The organism is Methylobacterium sp. J-118 (genome assembly GCF_057836565.1).
Window position 1 is genome coordinate 5,154,676 of sequence record NZ_JBYQFA010000001.1, and the last position, 17,851, is coordinate 5,172,526.

Below are 17,851 nucleotides of genomic sequence, written 5' to 3' on the forward strand. Positions count from 1 at the left end.
GATGCGCGCGTGTCGGCGATGCCGCACCCGTCGTCGCACCCCCGCCGGCATCCGGAGCCGCCGGCCGCGTGCGGCGTTCGTCCGTCGGGCCCGACCCCGGGGCTGCACGCAGGGATCGCAGGCGAGGACAGCAGGCATGGCCGACGACGTGAACGGACTCTCCGACAAGGCGCTCTCGATCTTCGCCTTCGCGGCCTACCATCGGCTCGTCAGCGGCGAGCGCGTCACCTCGGTGATCCGCCGGGACGGCGCCGGCCACGAGGCCGATCCCGAGGGCGTCACCGAACTGGCGGGGCGCGGCCTCGTCACCGCCGGAGAGGCCCAGATCGACCTCGGCGAGACCGCCCAGCAAACGGTCGAGGCGATGGTCGAGGCCCTGCGCCGGACGGTCGGCCGCTGAGGCCGGCACCCACCGGCGCGACCGGCGGCGCGCCCGTCGACCGGATGCCGATTCCGGGGCGTGCGCTCCGGTCCACCGGGATGCGCGAACGCGCGGTCCGGCGTGACGGTCTCGAGGGATGCGAGTGCGGGGGCGGGTCTCGGCGGCATGGCGATCTTCTTCACCGCGGACACGCATTTCGGCGATCCGCACATCCTCCGGCAGCGCCGGGCCCGGTTCGACACCGTCGAGGCCCATGACGAGGCCCTGGTCGCCGGCTGGAACGCCGTCGTCGGCCCCGGAGACAGCGTCTGGCACCTGGGCGACTTCGCCGCCCATGCGAGCCGCGCCCATTGCGCGGCCATCTTCGCCCGGCTGAACGGGACGAAGCGCCTGATTCGGGGCAACCACGATTCGAACCGGGTGCTGGATCTGCCCTGGGCGGAACCGCCCGTGGACAGCGCCCGCCTGTCGATCCCGGACGCCGAGGGCCGGGAGCACCGCCTGTTCCTGTCGCACTACGCGCACCGGGCCTGGCCGGGCCTGTGGCGGGAGACGCGCCACCTCTACGGCCACAGCCACGGCTGGCTGGCCGACACGACCCGCTCCTGCGATGTCGGCGTCGATGCCTGGGACGACCGTCCGGCCGCGCTGGAGGCGATCCTGGCGCGGCAGGCGGCGGCCGGGCACGCACCGGAGGAACTCGCGGCCCACGGGCTGCGCTGACCCCCCGGACCGGGGTGGGACGATGCGCCATCGCTCCGGTCCCCGAAACTCCGTGCGGCCGGGCGGTTGCCGTCGCCCCGCCGCGGGCCGATGTAGGAGCCATGCCTCACTTCGAACCCCAGAACGCCGCCCCGAGACCCGCCGCTTCCAGACAGGCCGCGCGGACGGGGCCCGGCGGAGCACCCGCCGCCCTGCGGGTCATCCCGGTCGCGGGCGGCCCGGTCCTCGACGCGCAGACGCGCGTGCGGCTCGGCCGCCAGCTGCGGGCGATGTACGATCCGGTGATCGACGAGGTCCTGGATCCGCGCCTGGCGGAGCTGCTGCTGCAACTCGACGCGGACCGGGCGGACGGCGCTGCGCGCTGAGGATCCGAGGGGGCTCCCGTCGGTGGATCGGGGGGATGTCACACCGACGGGAGCCGAGCCGAGCCGACGGATCGGCCCAACCCTCCTCATATCGCCCAGGTCTGTGCCCGGGCGCTTTTACCTAAGTCAAATTCCTGATGAATACATCTGGATAAATGCCGAATTTGATCGTTCGACGTTGAAAACGGCGCTCGCCGTCGATCAGGCCGTGGTGCCGGTCACCGACAGCATCACGCCGTCGCTGCCGATCTCGTCCCCTCCGTAGCCGAGCATCCGCGCGAGCTGCTCGCGGGCGCGCCAGACGCGGCTCTTCACGGTGCCGATCCGGCAGTTCATCACGGCGGCGGCTTCCTCGTAGCTGAGGTTCTCGATCGCCACGAGGACCAGGGCCTCCCGCATCATCGGCGCGAGCCGGTCGAGGGCGGCGCGGACGTCCTGGAGGTCGAGGTGGCCGCCCTGCTCCGGGATGCTGGTCAGCCGCTCGGCGTAATTGCCGTCGGTGTCGGCGACCTCCCGGCCGTGCTTGCGGTGCTGGCTGTAGAAGACGTTGCGCAGGATCGTGAACAGCCACGCTTCCAGATTGGTGCCGGTGGTGAAGCCGCCCCGGCCGCGCCAGCCGCGCAGCAGCGTGTCCTGCACGAGGTCGTCGGCCGCCGCCGGGTCGCGGGTCAGGGAGACGGCGAAGCGGTGCAGCGCCGGCACCACCTCCAGGAGGCCGGCGCGGAAGGACGCCTCACGCGCGCCCGATTCCTGCGCGAGCGCGGTCTCGAGGCGGGCCAGGAGCTCGGCGAAGCGGTCCGAGGCGGACCCCGGCGCCGGGCCGATCCGGTCGTAGGTATGGCCGAGCAGGCTGCCGAGATGGGCGCGCACGGCCTCCGGCAGGCCGTGCCGGGCTTCCTCGACGGGATCGAAGAGGGATGAGCCTGCGGTGTCGGGCATTCAGGTCCGGGCGTCGGCGCGGGCCGGTCGAACCCGCGGGATCGTTGTGGCGTGCCCGGGCGGCCGATGCCGCAACATGGGTTAGCGCTTTCCCCGAAGGCCATTCGGCCGCGGCCGCCGGCCTGGGTGGTTCACCGTGCATGTTTCAACTGCAGGGCGAACCGTTGCACGCGATGCGGCGTTCCCCTCGCAGCTGCGGCTCTTCGGACGCGTCGTCACACGCCTCGGAATCTCCGCCCCGTCGCCGGCCCGACCCCGTCCGAGATCCGCCATGCCAGCCCCCGAACCCGCCCGCCCCGAGGATGCCGGTCCTCAGGGACACGCCTCCATGGTCTGGACGCTGGCCCTCGCCACCGCGCTGATCGGCGTGGTCGCCCTCCCGCGAACCCGCCCGCACGGGGGGCGGCCCGCCGGACCGGCCCCCGCCCAGGACGGGGCGCGCCGGCCGTCCCCCGCGCATGCGGGGGACGCGGCGCACGCCGTCGCCCGCAGCCAGACCGATCGCGGGCGCGCCGCCGCGGGACCCACCGAGATCCCCGCCAAGGGCTGGAAGGACATTGCGCTCCGCACCTATCGCGCCATCGGCGAGAACCGGCTCTCGCTGATCGCGGCCGGCGTCACCTTCTTCACGCTCCTGGCGATCTTCCCCGCGGTGGCGGCCCTGGTCTCCTGCTACGGCCTCGTGGCCGACGCCTCGACCATCAACGACCAGCTCGCCAGCCTCCAGGGCATCCTGCCCCAGGGGGCGCTGGAGATCGTGGGCGATCAGGTCAAGCGCCTGAACGCGCAGGGCGACACCACCCTCGGGTTCAGCCTGCTCCTCGGCATCGTCCTGTCGATCTGGAGCGCCAACGGCGGCATGAAGCACGTCTTCGACGCGCTCAACCTCGTCTACAACGAGCGCGAGAAGCGCAACGTCGTCATGCTCAACCTCGCCTCCCTCGCCTTCACCGCGGGGGCGCTGCTGTTCCTCGTCCTGGCCCTGGCGGCGGTGGTGGTCCTGCCGGTGGTGCTGTCCTATGTCGGGCTCGGCACGGATGCGTGGTGGCTGACGCTCCTGCGCTGGCCGACGCTGCTCGTGGCGGTCCTGTTCGGCCTCGCCATGCTCTACCGCTACGGTCCCAGCCGGGACGCCCCGCGCTGGCGCTGGGTCACGCCGGGGGGCGGCCTGGCGGCCCTGCTCTGGCTGGTCGCGTCGCTGCTGTTCTCCTGGTACGTCGCCCATTTCGGCAGCTACAACAAGACCTACGGCTCGCTCGGCGCGGCCATCGGATTCATGACCTGGATCTGGCTCTCGACCATGATCGTGCTGGCCGGCGCCCAGGTGAACGCCGAGATGGAGCATCAGACCGCCGAGGACACGACCGTGGGCGAGCCGGAACCCCTGGGCACGCGCCGGGCGCACATGGCCGATACGGTCGGGGCCGCCACGTAGACCGTATCGTTGACCGTTGCCGCGCGGGATCGCCTGTCGACCCGATCGCGTGGATTCCGAGGGGATCGTCCCTTTGGCGGCGTCTCGGGGCAGAGCCCCGCGGATGGCGCAGGGCACTGCCCTGCACCATCGATGGACCAGGATGGCTCCGTTCGAGCCGCGGGTTTCGGGCGAAACGCCGCGGTCGCGGTCATCCGCCGAACCTTGCCTTGCCGCGTCCGCGGCCGATCTGTGCGAAACGTCGTGATTCACGGCAGATCGACCGGCAGACGATGCACATCCACCTCGACGCGCTCGGCGGCGTCGCCGGCGACATGTTCGCCGCCGCGCTGCTGGACGCCTTTCCCGAACACCTGGAGGGCGTGCGCGCCAGCGTGCGCGCGGCCGACGCGGGCATCGCCTGCGCGGTTCAGGCCCACAACGACGGCATCCTGCGCGGGCTGCGCTTCGCCGTCTCGGCCCCCGGGGCGGACCGGGCCCCCGCGCCGCATCGGCACGATCACGGTGGGCACGCCCACGCCGGGCACGCCCACGCCGGACACGCCCACACGCCCCATGATCACGGGCACGATCACGGCGATGACGGGCCTCACGGCCACCGGCCCTGGTCGGAGATCCGCGCCGCGCTGACGGCGGCCGACCTCGCCCCCGCCGTCCGGGCGCATGCCCTCGCCATCTTCGGCCACCTCGCCGAGGCCGAGGCCCGGGTCCACGGCCTCGCGGTCGAGGCGGTGGCGTTCCACGAGGTCGGCGCCGTCGACTCGATCGCCGACATCGTGGCCGCCGCCCACCTGATCGCCGCCCTGGAGGCGCGGAGCTGGAGCGTCTCGGCCCTGCCGCTCGGGTCCGGCCGGGTGAAGACCCAGCACGGCCCCCTCCCCGTCCCGGCGCCGGCCACGACCCTGCTGCTCGAAGGGTTTTCCACCCTCGACGACGGGATTCCCGGCGAGCGCGTCACCCCCACAGGGGCGGCGATCCTGCGCCATCTCTGCGGCGGCGCTCCCGGGCGGGGCCGCCCCCGGGGCATCCTCGGGCGCACCGGCATCGGCTTCGGCACGAAGGTGCTGCCGGGCCTGAGCAACTGCCTGCGCGCCCTGGTGCTGGAGGATGACGCCGCCGCGGGGAGCCGGCGGGATCTCGCGGTGATCGCCTTCGAGGTCGACGACCAGTCGGGCGAGGATCTCGCCCTGGGCCTCGACCGGCTGCGCGCCGAGCCCGGGATGCTGGACGTCGTGCAGGCCCCGGTCATCGGCAAGAAGGGCCGGATGATGGCCCATATCCAGGCCCTGGTGCGGCCGGACAGCCTGGAGGCCGCCATCGAGGCCTGCTTCCGGGAGACCACCACGATCGGCCTGCGCTACCACCGGGTGGAGGGCGCGGTGCTCGACCGCGACGCCCGCACGGTGGAGCAGGGCGGCCGGCCGGTCCGGGTGAAGGTCGTCGACCGGCCGGGCGGGCGCACCGCCAAGGCCGAGGCCGACGACGCCCGGGACCAGGCGGGCCACGCGGCCCGGGCGACCCTGCGCCGGGAGGCCGAGCGCCGCGCGCTCGAGCAGGAGGAGGGGCGGTGACGCGCCGGCATCTCGAATCGGTCCTGTCGGGGCTCGGCCCCGTCGCGGTGGCGGTGAGCGGCGGGGTCGACAGCCTGACGCTGGCCACCCTCGCCCACCGGCTCACGCCGGGGGCGACCCTGGTGGTCCACGCGGTCTCGCCGGCGGTGCCCGGGGAGGCGACCGCGCGGGTCCGGGCCGAGGCCGCCCGCGAGGGCTGGGACCTGCGCGTGATCGAGGCTGGGGAATTCGCCGACCCGGCCTACCGGGCCAACCCGGTCAACCGCTGCTTCTTCTGCAAGACCAACCTGTACGGGGCGGTCCGGCAGGTCACCGACCGCCAGATCCTGTCGGGGGCCAATCGCGACGACCTCGGCGAGTACCGCCCCGGCCTCGACGCCGCCCGGGCGCACGGCGTCCGCCACCCCTACGTGGAGGCCGGGTTCGACAAGGCGGCCGTCCGGGCGCTCGCCCGCGACCTCGGCCTCGGCGCGGTGGCGGAGCTGCCGGCCGCGCCCTGCCTGTCGAGCCGGGTCGAGACCGGCATCGCCATCGAGCCGGAGACCCTGGGCTTCATCCACGCGGTCGAGCGGCTGGTGGGCGGGGCCCTCGACGCCGGGGCCGGCGCCAAGCGGGCCGTCCGATGCCGGGTCCGCGCCGAGGGCGTGGTGGTGGAGCTCGATGCCGAGAGCCTCGCCGCCCTCGCCGCGGAGGATCGCGAACGACTCGGGGCCGGCATCCGGGCGATCGCGCCGCCGCGTCTGGCCGGGCTGGTCCGCTTCGCCCCCTACCGGGTCGGCAGCGCGTTCCTGACGGGGGCGTCCCCATCATGAGCGTCACGGAAGAATTCACCCTCGATTTCGCCCGGCCCGAGCGGATCGGGCTGGAGGAGGCGATCTACTGCGCCGGCAAGAATCCGGAACAGATCGACGCGATCCTGGCGGCCGCCGGCGCCCGGGGCGCCTCGCTCCTCCTCACCCGCCTCGACCCGGAGAAATGCGCCCGCCTCCGGGAGACGGCGCGGCTCGACTATTGCCCGGTCTCGCACACGGCCGTGTTCGGCGCGCCGCCGGAGGTCAGGGGACCGGCCCGGGTCGCCGTGGTGGCGGCCGGCACCTCGGACGTCCCCGTCGCCCGCGAGGCGCTCCGGACGCTGGCCTATGCCGGCCGGGCCGCGACACTCTTCGCCGATGTCGGCGTCGCTGGCCTGTGGCGGCTGACCACGCGGCTGGAGGAGATCCGGGCGCATCCGGTGGTGATCGTCGCCGCCGGCATGGACGCGGCGCTGCCGAGCGTGGTCGGCGGCCTCGTCGCCGGCGCGGTGATCGCGGTGCCGACCTCCGTGGGCTACGGCGTCGCCGCGGGCGGGCGCGTGGCCCTCGACGCCGTGCTGGCGAGCTGCGCGCCGGGCATCACGGTGGTCAACATCGACAACGGCTACGGCGCCGCCTGCGCCGCCCTGCGCCTGCTCAACGCGGCAGGACGCCTCGCCGAGGAGCGCGAACGATGACCCGGTACGACCTGTTACCTCCCCTCACCCGGACATCCGCGAACGGAGACAGCCGATGGAACGCCGCAGCTTCCTACAGGGCGCCGTGCTCGGCGCAGGGCTTACAGGGACTACTCTGGCGGGCGCCGGCAGCGCAGGTGCGGCCGTGAACGCCCCCGCACTCCCGAACACCCGCCCGCAGGACCCCGCCGACCTGCCCTTCGTCACCGATCCCGGCGAGCGCCGGGGCGAGATGCTCTACCGGACCTTCGGGAAGACCTCCGAAAAGATCTCCGCCATCGGCATGGGCGGGTTCCACCTCGGCAAGAGCGCCGTGACCGACGACGAGGCGACCCGGCTGATCCATGCCGGGATCGACCGCGGCATCACCTTCATGGACAATTGCTGGGACTACAACGACGGCCGCTCCGAGCTGCGCATGGGCGCGGCGCTGGCGCAGGGCGGCTACCGCGACAAGGTCTTCCTGATGTCCAAGATGGACGGGCGGACCAAGGCGGAGGCGCTCAAGCAGATCGACCAGTCGCTCCTGCGCCTGCGCACCGACCGGATCGACCTCGTCCAGCACCACGAGATCCTGCGCTTCGACGATCCCGACCGGGTCTTCGCCGAGGGCGGCGCCATGGAGGGTTTTTTAGAGGCCAAGAAGCAGGGCAAGCTGCGCTACATCGGCTTCACCGGCCACAAGGACCCGCGCATCCACCTGCAGATGCTGGCGGTGGCGCAGGAGCGGGGCTTCCACTTCGATTCCTGCCAGATGCCGCTCAACGTGATGGACGCGCATTTCCGCTCGTTCGGCCATCTGGTGCTGCCGCACCTCGTGGCCGAGGGCATCGCGCCGCTCGCCATGAAGACGTTTGGCGACGGCGTGATCCTGAAGGCGGACGCCCCGATCAAGCCGATCGAGTACCTGCACTTCTCGTTGAACCTGCCGGTCTCGGTGGTGATCACCGGCATCCAGAACCAGCGCGACCTCGACCAGGCGTTCGAGGCGGTGAAGACCTTCGAGCCGATGGACAAGGCGGCGGTGGCCGAGCTGCTGTCGCGGTCCAGGCCCTACGCGCTGGAGGGCAAGTACGAGCTGTTCAAGACGAGCGCGACCTTCGACGGCACTGCCAAGAATGCGGCGTGGCTCGGCGAGGATGTGCAGAGCGTGCAGAAGCTCGCGCCGACGATGGAGTAGGTCGGTCGCAGAACGGCGCGCGCTCCCTCCCCCCTCTGCGGGGGAGGGTGGCCCTCGCGTCAGCGAGGGTCGGGAGAGGGGAGCGCGGCTTCAGAAAGAGGCGAGGCCTTCAAGACGGACAATAGCGTCCTCCTGCACCGTCGCTCCCCTCTCCCGACCCGCTTCGCGGGCCACCCTCCCCCGCAAAGGGGGGAGGGAGAGGTGGCCCCTCTCACGCCACATCCTCCAGGCGGATCGGCAGCCTCCGGATGCGCCGCCCGGTGGCGTGGTGGACGGCGTTGGCGATGGCCGCGTTCACCCCGATGATCCCGAGCTCGCCCAGCCCCTTGAGGCCCAGGGCATCGACCTGATCGTCGGGATCGGGCACCAGCAGCGCCTCGACCTCCGGCGCGTCGGCCGCCGTGGGCACGAGATACTCGGCCAGGTCCGGGTTGCGGTAGGCGGCGCCGTCGACCACCGTCTCCTCCAGGAGCGCCGAGCCGAGGCCCCAGATCATCCCGCCCGTGAGCTGGCTCCGGGCGGTGAGCGGATTGAGGATCCGCCCCGCCGCGAAGGCGCCGGTCAGCCGGGCCACCCGGATCTCCCCGGTCTCGGCATGGACATGGACCTCGGCGAACTGTGCCCCGAAGCCCCAGGACACGGCCTGCCCGCCGCCGCCGAGGGAGAGCCCGATATGGCCCTGCCGCAGGGCCGCCAGGGCCGTGTCCCGGTCGCCCCCCGCGGGCACGAACGCGGCGAGCGTCTCGACGCCCCCGGGCCCGACCGCCTCGGCGAGCGCGATTCCCGTCCCGTCCGGGGCCGCGAGCCGCCCGCCCCCGAGGTGCAGGGTGTCCGGATCCCGGCCGGCGAAACGCCCACCCTGCCCGGTCGCGGCCTGCGCCAGGACCGCGCGGATCTGCCCGCAGCCGAGCGCCAGGGCGTTCATCAGGCTGGTCGTGGTGCTCGATCCGCCGGAGATGCCCGCCGCCGGCAGGTCCGTGTCGCCGAGCCGGACCGTGACCCGCTCCACCGCCACCCCGAGCCCGTCCGCCGCGCCCATGGCGAGCAGCGTGGTGATGCCGTTGCCGATCTCGTGGTGCGCGCAGGCCACCTCCGCGGCGCCGTCCGGGCCGAGCCGGACCCGCAGCGTCGCGGCGGCGATCTTTACGGGTCGCACCGAGGTGGCGCAGCCGAGCCCCACCCGCCAGGGACCATCGCGCATCGAACCCGGGCGCGGCACCCGGCGCGACCAGCCGAAGGCCTGGGCGCCCGCGTCGAAGCAGGCCATCAGCGGCCGCGTCGAGAACGCTTTGCCCGAGACCGGATCGACCGCCGTGTCGTTGCGCCGGCGCAGTTCGATCGGGTCCATAGAGAGCGCCACCGCCATCTCGTCGACGGCGCTCTCCAGGGCGAACAGGAACGGCACCTCCGGGGGCGCCCGCATCGGTCCCGGGGTGTTGCGGTCGACCCGTACGGCCCGCTCCTCGGTCCGGATGTTCGGGCAGGCGTAGAGGCTGGCGGTCACCTCGGCGCCCTCCATGACGAAGGGATCGAAGCGCGAGGTCACGGTCTCGGCCTCGTGCACCAGGGCGGTGAACCGGCCCGTCCGGTCGGCCCCGAGCCGGATCCGGTGGCGCGATTCCGGCCGGTAATTGGCGATGGTGAAGCCTTGCCGCCAGGTCGGCACCAGGGAGACCGGCCGGCCGAGGCGCTTGGCCGCCAGGGCGACCAGCGCCGTGTGCTGCGACAGCGCGAATTTCGAGCCGAAATGGCCGCCGATCAGGCCGGCCACCACCCGCACGTTCGCGGGATCCAGCCCGAGCTGCGCCGCGAGCCCGTGCTGCACGGCGCCGACGTAGCGGGTCGGCTCGTGCACGGTGAGCCGGTCGCCGTCCCAGGCGGCCCGGGTGGTGAACAGCTCGATCGGGTTGTGGTGCTGGACCGGGGTCTCGTAGCGCGCCTCGACGCGGACGGCCGCCTCCGCCAAGCCGGCCTCGGCGTCGCCCCGGGCGATGTCCGCGTGGTGGGGCTTGAGGTCGGCGAGCCGCACGGTCTCGGCCCCGGGCGCGTCGAAGCCCCCGGCGGCGGGCTCCTCCGTGTAGGTGACCCGGACGGCGCCCGCCGCGGCCTCGGCCACCTCCAGGGTCTCGGCCACGACGAGGGCCACGATCTGCCCGGCATAGGCGACCGCGTCGGATTCGAGCGGCCGGTGCGTGCTGTTGGCGTAGCCCCCGGCCATCAGGTGCTTCACCGGCGCCACCGCCCCGGAAAAGTCCTTATGCGTGAAGAGGCCGAGCACGCCGGGCATGCGGGCCGCGGCGGCGAGGTCGAACCCGGTGATCCGGCCCCGGGCGATGGGGCTGGTCACCAGGGCGGCGTGGGCGGTGCCCGCCTCCGGGCCGGTGCGGTCGGAGCTGTAGAGGGCCCGGCCCGTGACCTTGTCGGGCCCCTCGACCCGGGTGTGGGCCTTGCCGAGTTCGGCTCCGGAATCCCGCGCACCTGCAGCCATGCCGCCCTCCCGATCAGCGCCCTGCGATCCACGCCCTGGCGGACGCCGCGTCCGGGAGCAATCGCCGGGGCGGCCGTCCGGCTCCGCATTCCCGCGGCGGGGCGACACCATGCAGCGGCGGGGCGGCCGTGGCGCGCCGGTCCTCGGAGCGCCGCCCCCGCCCCCATGCGACGCCGGCCCGGACGCTGCACCGTCCGGCGAGACGGCCGGCCGCCGCGGCTGTATGAGACGCCGAGCCCGCCGGCGCGTGCGTCGGCCCCCCATCTGAGACGGAGCCGCCCATGACCGGACACGAGCCCGAGCCCCTGGACGACGTCACGCGCCTGCACGCGAAGCTGTCGGCGCTGGAGATCGTGCTGGGCGTCCTGATCGGGCGCCTGTCGGAGGAGAATCCGGAGATCCGCGAGGACGTGAAGCGCGACGTCGCGGCGATCCTGTCCGACCTGCCGATCGACGGGCCGAGCGAGGAGATGATCGCCGCGGAGGTGCGCCGGGCCGCCGAAATCCTGACCAGCGTGTCGATCGGCTGAGAGACGCTCAGCGGGGCGGCATCCGCAGCGCCCCGTCCAGGCGGATCGTCTCGCCGTTCAGCATCGGGTTCTCGCAGATGTGCCGGACGAGGGCGGCGTATTCCGACGGGCGCCCGAGCCGGGGCGGGTACGGCACGGAGCGGCCCAGCGCGTCCTGCACGTCCTGGGACATGGCCGCCATCATGGGCGTCGCGAAGATGCCCGGCGCGATGGTGACGACCCGGATGCCGTGCCGGGCGAGTTCCCGGGCGATCGGCAGGGTCATCGCGGCGACCCCGCCCTTCGAGGCCGCGTAGGCGGCCTGCCCGATCTGCCCGTCGAAGGCCGCGATCGAGGCGGTGTTGACGATCACGCCCCGGGCGCCGTCCGCATCGGGCGCCTCCCGGGCGATCGCCTCGGCCGCCAGCCGGATCATGTTGAAGGTGCCGACGAGGTTCACCGAGACCGCCCGGGCGAAGCTGTCGAGCCGGTGCGGTCCCTCGCGGCCCAGGACCTTCTCCCCGGGCGCGATCCCGGCGCAGTTCACCAGCCCGTGCAGGTGCCCGAAGGCGTCGAGGGCCGCCCGGACCGCCCCCTGCCCGTCCGCCTCGCGCGTGACGTCGGTCGCCGCGAAGCGCGCCTGCGCGCCCAGCTCCGCCGCCACCCGGGCCCCCGCCTCCCGGGCGATGTCGGCCACCACGACCCGCGCCCCCGCCGCCACCAGGCCGCGCGCCGCCGCTTCCCCCAGCCCCGAGCCGGCGCCCGTGACGATGAAGACGCGATCCCTGACCATCCCGGCTTTCCCCGACCGTCCCGGGCCGCCGCCGCGGCGCGGCCGCCCCTGAGACCCCCGACCGAGGGTCCTGTGGTGACGTGCTTGTGGTGACGTGCTTTCTCGCACCGAACCGGCATCCACTCCGGCGGACGGCACTCTAGCGCGGCCGCGCCGGAGCCGGAAGCCGCCGGACCCGGACCGGGCGACGGCCAGCGTGGCCATTGACGTGTGAAATTTTCCCACTTATAGATCGGCACCGTCGGCACGCAGTATTGGAAAGTATTTCCGTGTGTTTCCGGCGCCTGAATGATGAAAGCCTGACTTCTCCGTCGCCTGCCTGCGGTCACCGATAGTCGATCCGGCCCGTGCCCGCTCCCTACCCCGCCCCGGCCCCCCGGCGCGGCCGATCCCTCACGCCTGCTCAGGACAGCCATGCGCGCTCCCTGGATCGAGACCGCCATCCGACACTGGCGGCACCGGCGGATCGTCGGGCGGCGGCTCGCCGAACGGCGGCCCGACCTCCGCGCCGCGCTCCGCGCCGCCACGCCGGACAGCGTGCTGCTGGCGGGCAATTCCCACGCGGAGTTCATCGGCACGCCGGATTTCGGCGGCCGGCCCAGCCTCAACGTCGCCGTCGGCGGCAGCACCGCGGCCGATTGCGCCCGCCACCTCGCGGATCTGCCCGTCCCGGTCCGCTGCGCGGCCGCCGTTCTGATCATCGGCACCAACGACATCCTGCGCTGGCGCCACCCGGAGCGGGACCGGAGCGTGCGCCGGTTCGAGGCCGAGGTCCGGCGCATCCTGGACCTCCTGGACACCTGGTCGGCGCAGGTCTTCGTCGCCGCCGTGCCGCCGGTCGGCGCCTGGACGACCGGCCGGGACCCGGCCGCCGTCGCGATCTTCTCGGACCGCCTCGCGGCGCTCTGCGCCGCGCGGGGCCACGCCTTCTTCGACCCGTTCGCCGCCCTGCGCGCCGGCGCTGGCGGCCTCGCCGGGCCGGGGCTGCACCAGGACGGCGTGCATCTGGCCGACTACACCCGTCTGGCCGCGGAGGTCGCCCGGCTGGCGGTGATCGATCCGGCGCGGTCCGGACCGCCCGCGTCCCGACCGGCCGCGCCGGTCCCGGCGGCCAACCTCCGGGTGCTGCGCGCGGCCTGGATCGGCCGCCCGTGAGGATCGCCGCGCGTCTGGGTGCGGTCGTCCGGTCGCGTCCCCTCCCTCCCCTTTCCCCCCTGCCCCCGCGGCGTGGCCCCGGCCCGAACCGAGCCAGGGGCCGGCCGGGGGTGTATGCTGGAGACCCATCGATTCGGCGCCCGCGCCGTCGGCCCGCTCGAGCGCGGCAGGAGACCCAGCGCTGCGATGCCGTCCTTCGACACGCCCGTTCCGGTCGGCGCCCTGGCCCTGCTGTTCCTCGCCTTCGCGGTGAAGCAGCTCGCGGCGGATTTCCTGCTCCAGACCACCTGGATGGCGCAGGGCAAGGACCGCGCCTCGGCCTGGGCCGTGCCGCTCTGCGCCCATACCGGCCTGCACGGGTTGGGCACGCTGCTGATCGCGCTGCCGGTCAAGCCGGCCCTGTGGTGGCTGGCGCTGGTGGATTTCGCCGTGCACACGGCGATCGACCGCGGCAAGAGCCTGATCGGCCGGCGCACGCGCCTCCCCGCCACCGACGCCCGGTTCTGGTGGCTGATCGGCATCGACCAGTTCCTCCACCAAGCGACCCATATCGGTCTGGCGGCGATCCTGGCGGCGGCCTGATCGCGCGGATCCGGGGGCCTCATACCGGACCGCGATGAGCCCGACCCCGGATCCGGGAGACCGGGTCTCAGTGCAACTCGACCTCGAGCAGCCGGTTCGTGTCGGTGAGCTTGCCGGCCAGTTCCAGGATCAGGAAGCGCTGGACGTACAGCGCGAGGTCGGGGCGCTCGCGCTCCATGCGGGCGAGGCCCGCCCGGTCGAGGCCGGTGACGCGGCAGGGGCTCTCGGCGATGGCCGTGGCGGTCCGCCGCCCGCCCTGCACCAGCGCGACCTCGCCGATCACCGTGCCCGCCGTGGTGGTGCGCAGGCGCATATGGGGACGCCCCGGCACCGCGATCTCGATCGAGACGAGGCCCTGCTCGAGGAAATACAGGGCGTCGGCCGCCTCGCCCTGGCGCATCAGCGCCGCGCCGGTGTCCAGGGTGCGCACGGTCACGTAGGGGGCGAGGTCGCCGGGCTCGATCGCGCAGCCGAGCTGATCCGACAGGTGCTGGGCGAAGCGCGCGGTCGCGCCGGCCCCGGAGATCCCGGTCTCCGACAGCAGCGTCGCCTCGGCGGCGCGCAGGGCCTCGTCGAGGGTCGGCAGGACACGGATCCGCGGTCCGGCGGTGAGGCCGTTGCGCTCGATCAGCCGGAGCGCCTTCGCCCCGAGATGCACCAGCAGCACGTCGAAGCCCTGCGCCTCGGCGCGCTGCCCGATCTTCCGGAACGCCACGAGCGCCGAGCTGTCGAGGCCGACGCAGTCCCGGAAGTCCAGGACGAGCACGCGCAGGGTTCCGGCCTCCGCGGCGACCCGCTGGTAGATCGCCTGGCCGTTGAGGAAGAACAGGAAGCCCTGCAGGGTGTAGATCCGCGTGCGCGTCCCGGCCTCGCGCAGCAGGGCGGCGGTGTCGGGCGCGCGGATGATGCTGCTGCGCCGCTCCGCCCCGGAGAGCACCCGGCGGATGGTCGGGATCCGGGCGTACTGGACCGCGAAGATCAGCATCGCCAGCAGCATGCCGGTCAGGAAGCCCACTGTCGCCCCGAACAGGGCGGTCGTCGCGCACACGGCCAGCGCCACCGCGACTTCCCAGGGCAGCAGGGTCCGGTGGGCGCGGGAGAGGTTGAAGAGGTGCCCCAGCGCGATGGCGATGAGGGCGCCGCCGGCCAGGGGGCGGGGCAGCAGGCCGAGGGCGCTCGCCCCGAACACCAGCACGGCCGCCATGACGGTGAGCGTCAGCCACCGGCCCAGCCACTGGCCGCCGCCGATAGTGTGCAGGTACAGCGTCGAGGTCCGGTCGAATCCCATCACCGGGCTGCCGAACAGGCTGCCGAGGACGTTCGTCCAGCCCGCGGCGACGAAGACCCGGTCGATGCCGAACTCGCGCCGCAGGTCCAGCTCGACGCTGACGACGTAGAGGATCTGGATGATGACCGCGACCAGCATCTCGGTGGCGATCTTCGGCAGGATCGGCAGGAGCAGGGCGGGATCGAAGGCCGGGAGGCCGCCGATGGCCGGTGCCTGCAGCAGGGATCCCGGCGGCAGCGGATCGACCAGCCACCCGGCCGCCTGGGCGGCGGCCGTGTCGAGACCCCGGGCCGACAGGCCGAGATGCACCAGGGCGAAGCTGGCGATGACGATGGCGGGGAAGGTCCCCCAATGCGGGAGGCGCCGGGGCAGGTAGAAGGCGCAGACGCCGATGCCGAGGGTCAGGGCGATGCGCCCGAGGGTGCCGGGATCGATCGGGCCCGGGGTCGGCGTCACCGGATCGAGGCTGCCCAGCACGGCCGCGAGCGCGTCGTCGATATGGGCGCCGATCTGCACGCCGCTGCGCAGGAGCAGCAGCCCGACGCCGGACAGGAAGCCGGTCAGGATCGGGTAGGGCAGCAGCTGGGCCACCAGAGAGGCGCGCAGGCTCCCGAGGGACACGAAGGCGAGGCCCGTCAGCAGGGTCGTCACGCCGCAGGCGAGGAGGACGATCTGGCCGACCGCGTCCGGATCGGTCACGCCCGCCCCGTGCAGCTGCCCGGCGATCGCGGCGGCGATCGCCGCCTGCACGATGGCCGCCGCCCCGAAGAACGACAGGGAGATCACGATGTCCCGCTTGAGCGCCGCGAAGACGAGGCCCCCCAGGACGTAGGCCGCGAACATCGCCGCCACCCCGGCGGTGCGGCTCTCGGCGAGGGGACCCGAGAAGATCAGCTGCGAGTACACGATGAGATCGAGCACGATCATCATGGTCGCCACGCCGGCGGCCAGGATCGTCCGCGACACGCGCGCCGACACCGCGCGCGCCGCGCCTCCGGCGGAGGTCCTGTCGGTGGTCGTCATCGGCACGGGATCCGGGTCTACGAAGCTCCGAGGGAGCCGGGACTCAGTTCCGCGCCGCCGCGCGATCCGCCCGGGGCCGTCGGAATCAGGCTTGTCCGAACTAGCGCCTCGTCATCGCGGCCGCACGCTTAAAATTTCATGATGATCTCCGGATGCGTCCAGAGATTTCACGCACGCCGTCCGGCCGACATCTGGGGTTGCGGCCGCCTAGCCCGGCCGGCACCCCCGGATCGGTCTCGGTGCGGCGCGCAGGACTGTCGAAGTCTTGCGCGGAAGCAGGCCGCGTCCGGGGACGTGCGGCGACCGTCCCGCGGGCGCCCGATTCGTCAGTGCGCCTCGCTGTAGCGCTTGGTCGACTTCTGCTCTTTCTTGTAGGCGGTGATCGCCGCGGAGCAGCCCGGCGTGAGGTTCTTGAGATTGGCCTTGAAGCAGGCTTCGACCTCGGGGCCGCCGGGCGCGTAGGCGCTGCAGTAATCCATGTAGTCGCCGGTGCAGTGCTGCTTGAGGGCCTCCCGGGCCGGCGACGGCTCCGCGAAGGCCGCGGCGGAACCGAGGGACAGGCCGATGGCCAGGAGGCCGGTCAGGGCCGTCTTGGTCGAAGTCATGGATATCCTTCACGCATCCGGGCCGCGCGAGCGTGTCGCGCGGCGATGGGCCGGACGGATGCGAGCCAAGAATGGCGTGACCATGACGCCCGGATGGCGCGCGTGCAGATCAGCCATGTCTGCGCACCGGTCAATGCGCCCCGACCCGCTGGGCCGGCACGAGGTCGTTGGCGATGATCTCGCCGAACGGGCCGTCGTTGCGGGCGTTGCTCGCCGGGCGGCCCGTGGTGGCGCGGAGCGGCAGCTTCGGGAAGACCAGCTCGGCGAAGCGGTAGGCCTCCTCCAGGTGCGGGTAGCCCGACAGGATGAAGCGGTCGATCCCGAGGTCGATATACTCCTTCATCCGGTCGGCGACCTGGTCGGCCGAGCCGACCAGAGCCGTCCCGGCCCCGCCGCGCACGAGGCCGACGCCCGCCCAGAGGTTGGGCGACACCACGAGGTTTTCGCGCCGGCCGCCGTGGAGCGCCATCATCCGGCTCTGGCCGACGGAATCCTGCCGCTTCAGGGTCTCCTGTGCCTTGGCGATGGTGGCGTCGTCGAGCTTCGAGATCAGCGTCTCCGCGGCGTCCCAGGCCTCTCCTTCCGTCTCCCGGGCGATCACGTGCAGACGGATGCCGTAGGAGAAGGTTTTTCCACGTTCCTCCGCGGCCCGGCGCGCGGAGGAGATCTTCTCGGCGACCTGGGCCGGCGGCTCGCCCCAGGTGAGGTAGACGTCGCAATGCTCGGCCGCCACCGCCATGCCGGGCGCCGAGGAGCCGCCGAAATAGAGCGGCGGGTAGGGCCTCTGCACCGGCGGGTAGATCAGCCGGCCGTTCTCGGTGCGCAGGTGCTCGCCCTGGAACGTCACGGTCTCGCCCGAGAGCAGGCCCCGCCAGATCGTCAGGAACTCGTCGGTGACGGCGTAGCGCGCGTCGTGGGACAGGAACACGCCGTCGCCGGCGAGCTCCACCGGGTCGCCGCCGGTGACCACGTTGATCAAGAGGCGCCCCTCCGAGATCCGGTCGAGGGTCGCGGTCATGCGGGCCGCCGCGGAGGGCTCCATCAGGCCCGGCCGCACCGCCACCAGGAAGCGCAGGCGCTCGGTCAGGGGCGCCAGCGCCGAGGCGACGATCCAGGAATCCTCGCAGGAGCGCCCGGTCGGCAGCAGCACGCCGTAATAGCCGAGCGCGTCGGCGCCCTGGGCGATCTGGCGCAGGTAGCTGAGCGAGACCTCCCGGGCCCCCTCCTGGGCGCCGAGATAGCGGCCGTCGCCGTGGGTCGGCAGGAACCAGAGGACGTCGGCGCGCCCGTCATTCGGTGCGGTCATCGGAGTCTCCGTCACGAT

At 73.3% G+C, this 17,851-nt stretch carries 17 protein-coding genes; 11 read left to right on the forward strand and 6 right to left on the reverse strand.

Annotated features, from left to right (window positions below):
* Positions 1–136 precede the first annotated feature (136 nt).
* The 3 genes from AC3IF3_RS25200 (at position 137) to AC3IF3_RS25210 (ending at position 1,470) form a co-directional block, all read left to right on the forward strand.
* Positions 137–400, forward strand: coding sequence for a hypothetical protein (locus AC3IF3_RS25200; RefSeq protein ID WP_243968840.1), 264 nt, complete (start codon positions 137–139; stop codon positions 398–400).
* A 147-nt stretch (positions 401–547) separates the two neighbouring features.
* Entirely contained in the window at positions 548–1,105 is a 558-nt protein-coding gene (locus AC3IF3_RS25205) for a metallophosphoesterase (RefSeq protein WP_243968870.1), read from the forward strand.
* A gap of 101 nt (positions 1,106–1,206) precedes the next feature.
* Positions 1,207–1,470: a hypothetical protein gene (locus AC3IF3_RS25210; protein WP_243968842.1), complete on the forward strand. Its 264-nt coding sequence runs from the start codon at positions 1,207–1,209 to the stop codon at positions 1,468–1,470.
* A 201-nt stretch (positions 1,471–1,671) separates the two neighbouring features.
* Here the strand turns inward: AC3IF3_RS25210 and AC3IF3_RS25215 are convergent, their stop codons facing one another.
* Positions 1,672–2,409 (reverse strand): sigma-70 family RNA polymerase sigma factor, encoded by a 738-nt coding sequence (locus AC3IF3_RS25215; protein ID WP_243968843.1) that lies wholly within the window; start codon positions 2,407–2,409, stop codon positions 1,672–1,674.
* 271 nt (positions 2,410–2,680) lie between these two features.
* Here AC3IF3_RS25215 and AC3IF3_RS25220 point away from each other — a divergent pair, with 271 nt between their 5' ends.
* From AC3IF3_RS25220 to AC3IF3_RS25240, 5 genes are all read left to right on the forward strand, one after another.
* The gene (locus AC3IF3_RS25220) at positions 2,681–3,844 is read left to right on the forward strand and encodes a YihY/virulence factor BrkB family protein (protein ID WP_489230719.1); all 1,164 of its coding nucleotides are present in this window, start codon (positions 2,681–2,683) and stop codon (positions 3,842–3,844) included.
* A 272-nt stretch (positions 3,845–4,116) separates the two neighbouring features.
* The gene (larC, locus tag AC3IF3_RS25225; RefSeq protein ID WP_489230720.1) at positions 4,117–5,415 is read left to right on the forward strand and encodes a nickel pincer cofactor biosynthesis protein LarC; all 1,299 of its coding nucleotides are present in this window, start codon (positions 4,117–4,119) and stop codon (positions 5,413–5,415) included.
* Entirely contained in the window at positions 5,412–6,227 is an 816-nt protein-coding gene (gene larE / locus AC3IF3_RS25230; protein ID WP_489230721.1) for an ATP-dependent sacrificial sulfur transferase LarE, read from the forward strand. The genes larC and larE overlap by 4 nt, the downstream gene beginning before the upstream one ends.
* Positions 6,224–6,904 (forward strand): nickel pincer cofactor biosynthesis protein LarB, encoded by a 681-nt coding sequence (gene larB / locus AC3IF3_RS25235; RefSeq protein WP_489230722.1) that lies wholly within the window; start codon positions 6,224–6,226, stop codon positions 6,902–6,904. Before larE ends, larB begins: the two co-directional genes overlap by 4 nt.
* Positions 6,905–6,959: 55 nt before the next feature.
* Positions 6,960–8,084: an aldo/keto reductase gene (locus tag AC3IF3_RS25240; RefSeq protein WP_243968853.1), complete on the forward strand. Its 1,125-nt coding sequence runs from the start codon at positions 6,960–6,962 to the stop codon at positions 8,082–8,084.
* A 211-nt stretch (positions 8,085–8,295) separates the two neighbouring features.
* Here the strand turns inward: AC3IF3_RS25240 and AC3IF3_RS25245 are convergent, their stop codons facing one another.
* On the reverse strand, positions 8,296–10,572 hold the full coding sequence (locus AC3IF3_RS25245; RefSeq protein ID WP_489230723.1) for a xanthine dehydrogenase family protein molybdopterin-binding subunit: 2,277 nt from the start codon (positions 10,570–10,572) through the stop codon (positions 8,296–8,298).
* A gap of 281 nt (positions 10,573–10,853) precedes the next feature.
* On the opposite strand from AC3IF3_RS25245, the gene AC3IF3_RS25250 reads away from it, so the two are divergent.
* The gene (locus AC3IF3_RS25250; protein WP_243969520.1) at positions 10,854–11,102 is read left to right on the forward strand and encodes a hypothetical protein; all 249 of its coding nucleotides are present in this window, start codon (positions 10,854–10,856) and stop codon (positions 11,100–11,102) included.
* Positions 11,103–11,109: 7 nt separating this feature from the next.
* On the opposite strand, the gene AC3IF3_RS25255 is transcribed toward AC3IF3_RS25250, so the two are convergent.
* Complete coding sequence (locus tag AC3IF3_RS25255; RefSeq protein WP_243969518.1) at positions 11,110–11,874, reverse strand: 3-hydroxyacyl-CoA dehydrogenase; 765 nt, start codon at positions 11,872–11,874, stop codon at positions 11,110–11,112.
* A 414-nt stretch (positions 11,875–12,288) separates the two neighbouring features.
* On the opposite strand from AC3IF3_RS25255, the gene AC3IF3_RS25260 reads away from it, so the two are divergent.
* Positions 12,289–13,029: an SGNH/GDSL hydrolase family protein gene (locus AC3IF3_RS25260; protein ID WP_243969516.1), complete on the forward strand. Its 741-nt coding sequence runs from the start codon at positions 12,289–12,291 to the stop codon at positions 13,027–13,029.
* Between the two features lie 186 nt (positions 13,030–13,215).
* Positions 13,216–13,611: a DUF3307 domain-containing protein gene (locus AC3IF3_RS25265; protein WP_243969514.1), complete on the forward strand. Its 396-nt coding sequence runs from the start codon at positions 13,216–13,218 to the stop codon at positions 13,609–13,611.
* A gap of 67 nt (positions 13,612–13,678) precedes the next feature.
* Here the strand turns inward: AC3IF3_RS25265 and AC3IF3_RS25270 are convergent, their stop codons facing one another.
* From AC3IF3_RS25270 to ssuD, 3 genes are all read right to left on the reverse strand, one after another.
* Positions 13,679–15,922, reverse strand: a complete 2,244-nt coding sequence (locus AC3IF3_RS25270; RefSeq protein WP_489230726.1) for a cyclic nucleotide-binding domain-containing protein — start codon at positions 15,920–15,922, stop codon at positions 13,679–13,681.
* A gap of 326 nt (positions 15,923–16,248) precedes the next feature.
* The gene (locus AC3IF3_RS25275; protein WP_243969510.1) at positions 16,249–16,527 is read right to left on the reverse strand and encodes a cysteine rich repeat-containing protein; all 279 of its coding nucleotides are present in this window, start codon (positions 16,525–16,527) and stop codon (positions 16,249–16,251) included.
* A gap of 130 nt (positions 16,528–16,657) precedes the next feature.
* Positions 16,658–17,833, reverse strand: coding sequence for an FMNH2-dependent alkanesulfonate monooxygenase (ssuD, locus tag AC3IF3_RS25280; RefSeq protein ID WP_489230727.1), 1,176 nt, complete (start codon positions 17,831–17,833; stop codon positions 16,658–16,660).
* Positions 17,834–17,851: the final 18 nt, after the last annotated feature.

What these genes read in the sequence shown, in the direction of transcription:
- AC3IF3_RS25250 (WP_243969520.1), top strand. Translation starts at nt 10,854, where the DNA reads ATGACCGGACACGAGCCCGAGCCCCTGGACGACGTCACGCGCCTGCAC.
- AC3IF3_RS25255 (WP_243969518.1), bottom strand. Translation starts at nt 11,874, where the DNA reads ATGGTCAGGGATCGCGTCTTCATCGTCACGGGCGCCGGCTCGGGGCTG.
- AC3IF3_RS25200 (WP_243968840.1), top strand. Translation starts at nt 137, where the DNA reads ATGGCCGACGACGTGAACGGACTCTCCGACAAGGCGCTCTCGATCTTC.
- AC3IF3_RS25270 (WP_489230726.1), bottom strand. Translation starts at nt 15,922, where the DNA reads ATGACGACCACCGACAGGACCTCCGCCGGAGGCGCGGCGCGCGCGGTG.
- ssuD (WP_489230727.1), bottom strand. Translation starts at nt 17,833, where the DNA reads ATGACCGCACCGAATGACGGGCGCGCCGACGTCCTCTGGTTCCTGCCG.
- AC3IF3_RS25265 (WP_243969514.1), top strand. Translation starts at nt 13,216, where the DNA reads ATGCCGTCCTTCGACACGCCCGTTCCGGTCGGCGCCCTGGCCCTGCTG.
- AC3IF3_RS25260 (WP_243969516.1), top strand. Translation starts at nt 12,289, where the DNA reads ATGCGCGCTCCCTGGATCGAGACCGCCATCCGACACTGGCGGCACCGG.
- AC3IF3_RS25205 (WP_243968870.1), top strand. Translation starts at nt 548, where the DNA reads ATGGCGATCTTCTTCACCGCGGACACGCATTTCGGCGATCCGCACATC.
- AC3IF3_RS25220 (WP_489230719.1), top strand. Translation starts at nt 2,681, where the DNA reads ATGCCAGCCCCCGAACCCGCCCGCCCCGAGGATGCCGGTCCTCAGGGA.
- AC3IF3_RS25215 (WP_243968843.1), bottom strand. Translation starts at nt 2,409, where the DNA reads ATGCCCGACACCGCAGGCTCATCCCTCTTCGATCCCGTCGAGGAAGCC.
- larB (WP_489230722.1), top strand. Translation starts at nt 6,224, where the DNA reads ATGAGCGTCACGGAAGAATTCACCCTCGATTTCGCCCGGCCCGAGCGG.
- AC3IF3_RS25275 (WP_243969510.1), bottom strand. Translation starts at nt 16,527, where the DNA reads ATGACTTCGACCAAGACGGCCCTGACCGGCCTCCTGGCCATCGGCCTG.
- larC (WP_489230720.1), top strand. Translation starts at nt 4,117, where the DNA reads ATGCACATCCACCTCGACGCGCTCGGCGGCGTCGCCGGCGACATGTTC.
- AC3IF3_RS25240 (WP_243968853.1), top strand. Translation starts at nt 6,960, where the DNA reads ATGGAACGCCGCAGCTTCCTACAGGGCGCCGTGCTCGGCGCAGGGCTT.
- AC3IF3_RS25210 (WP_243968842.1), top strand. Translation starts at nt 1,207, where the DNA reads ATGCCTCACTTCGAACCCCAGAACGCCGCCCCGAGACCCGCCGCTTCC.
- AC3IF3_RS25245 (WP_489230723.1), bottom strand. Translation starts at nt 10,572, where the DNA reads ATGGCTGCAGGTGCGCGGGATTCCGGAGCCGAACTCGGCAAGGCCCAC.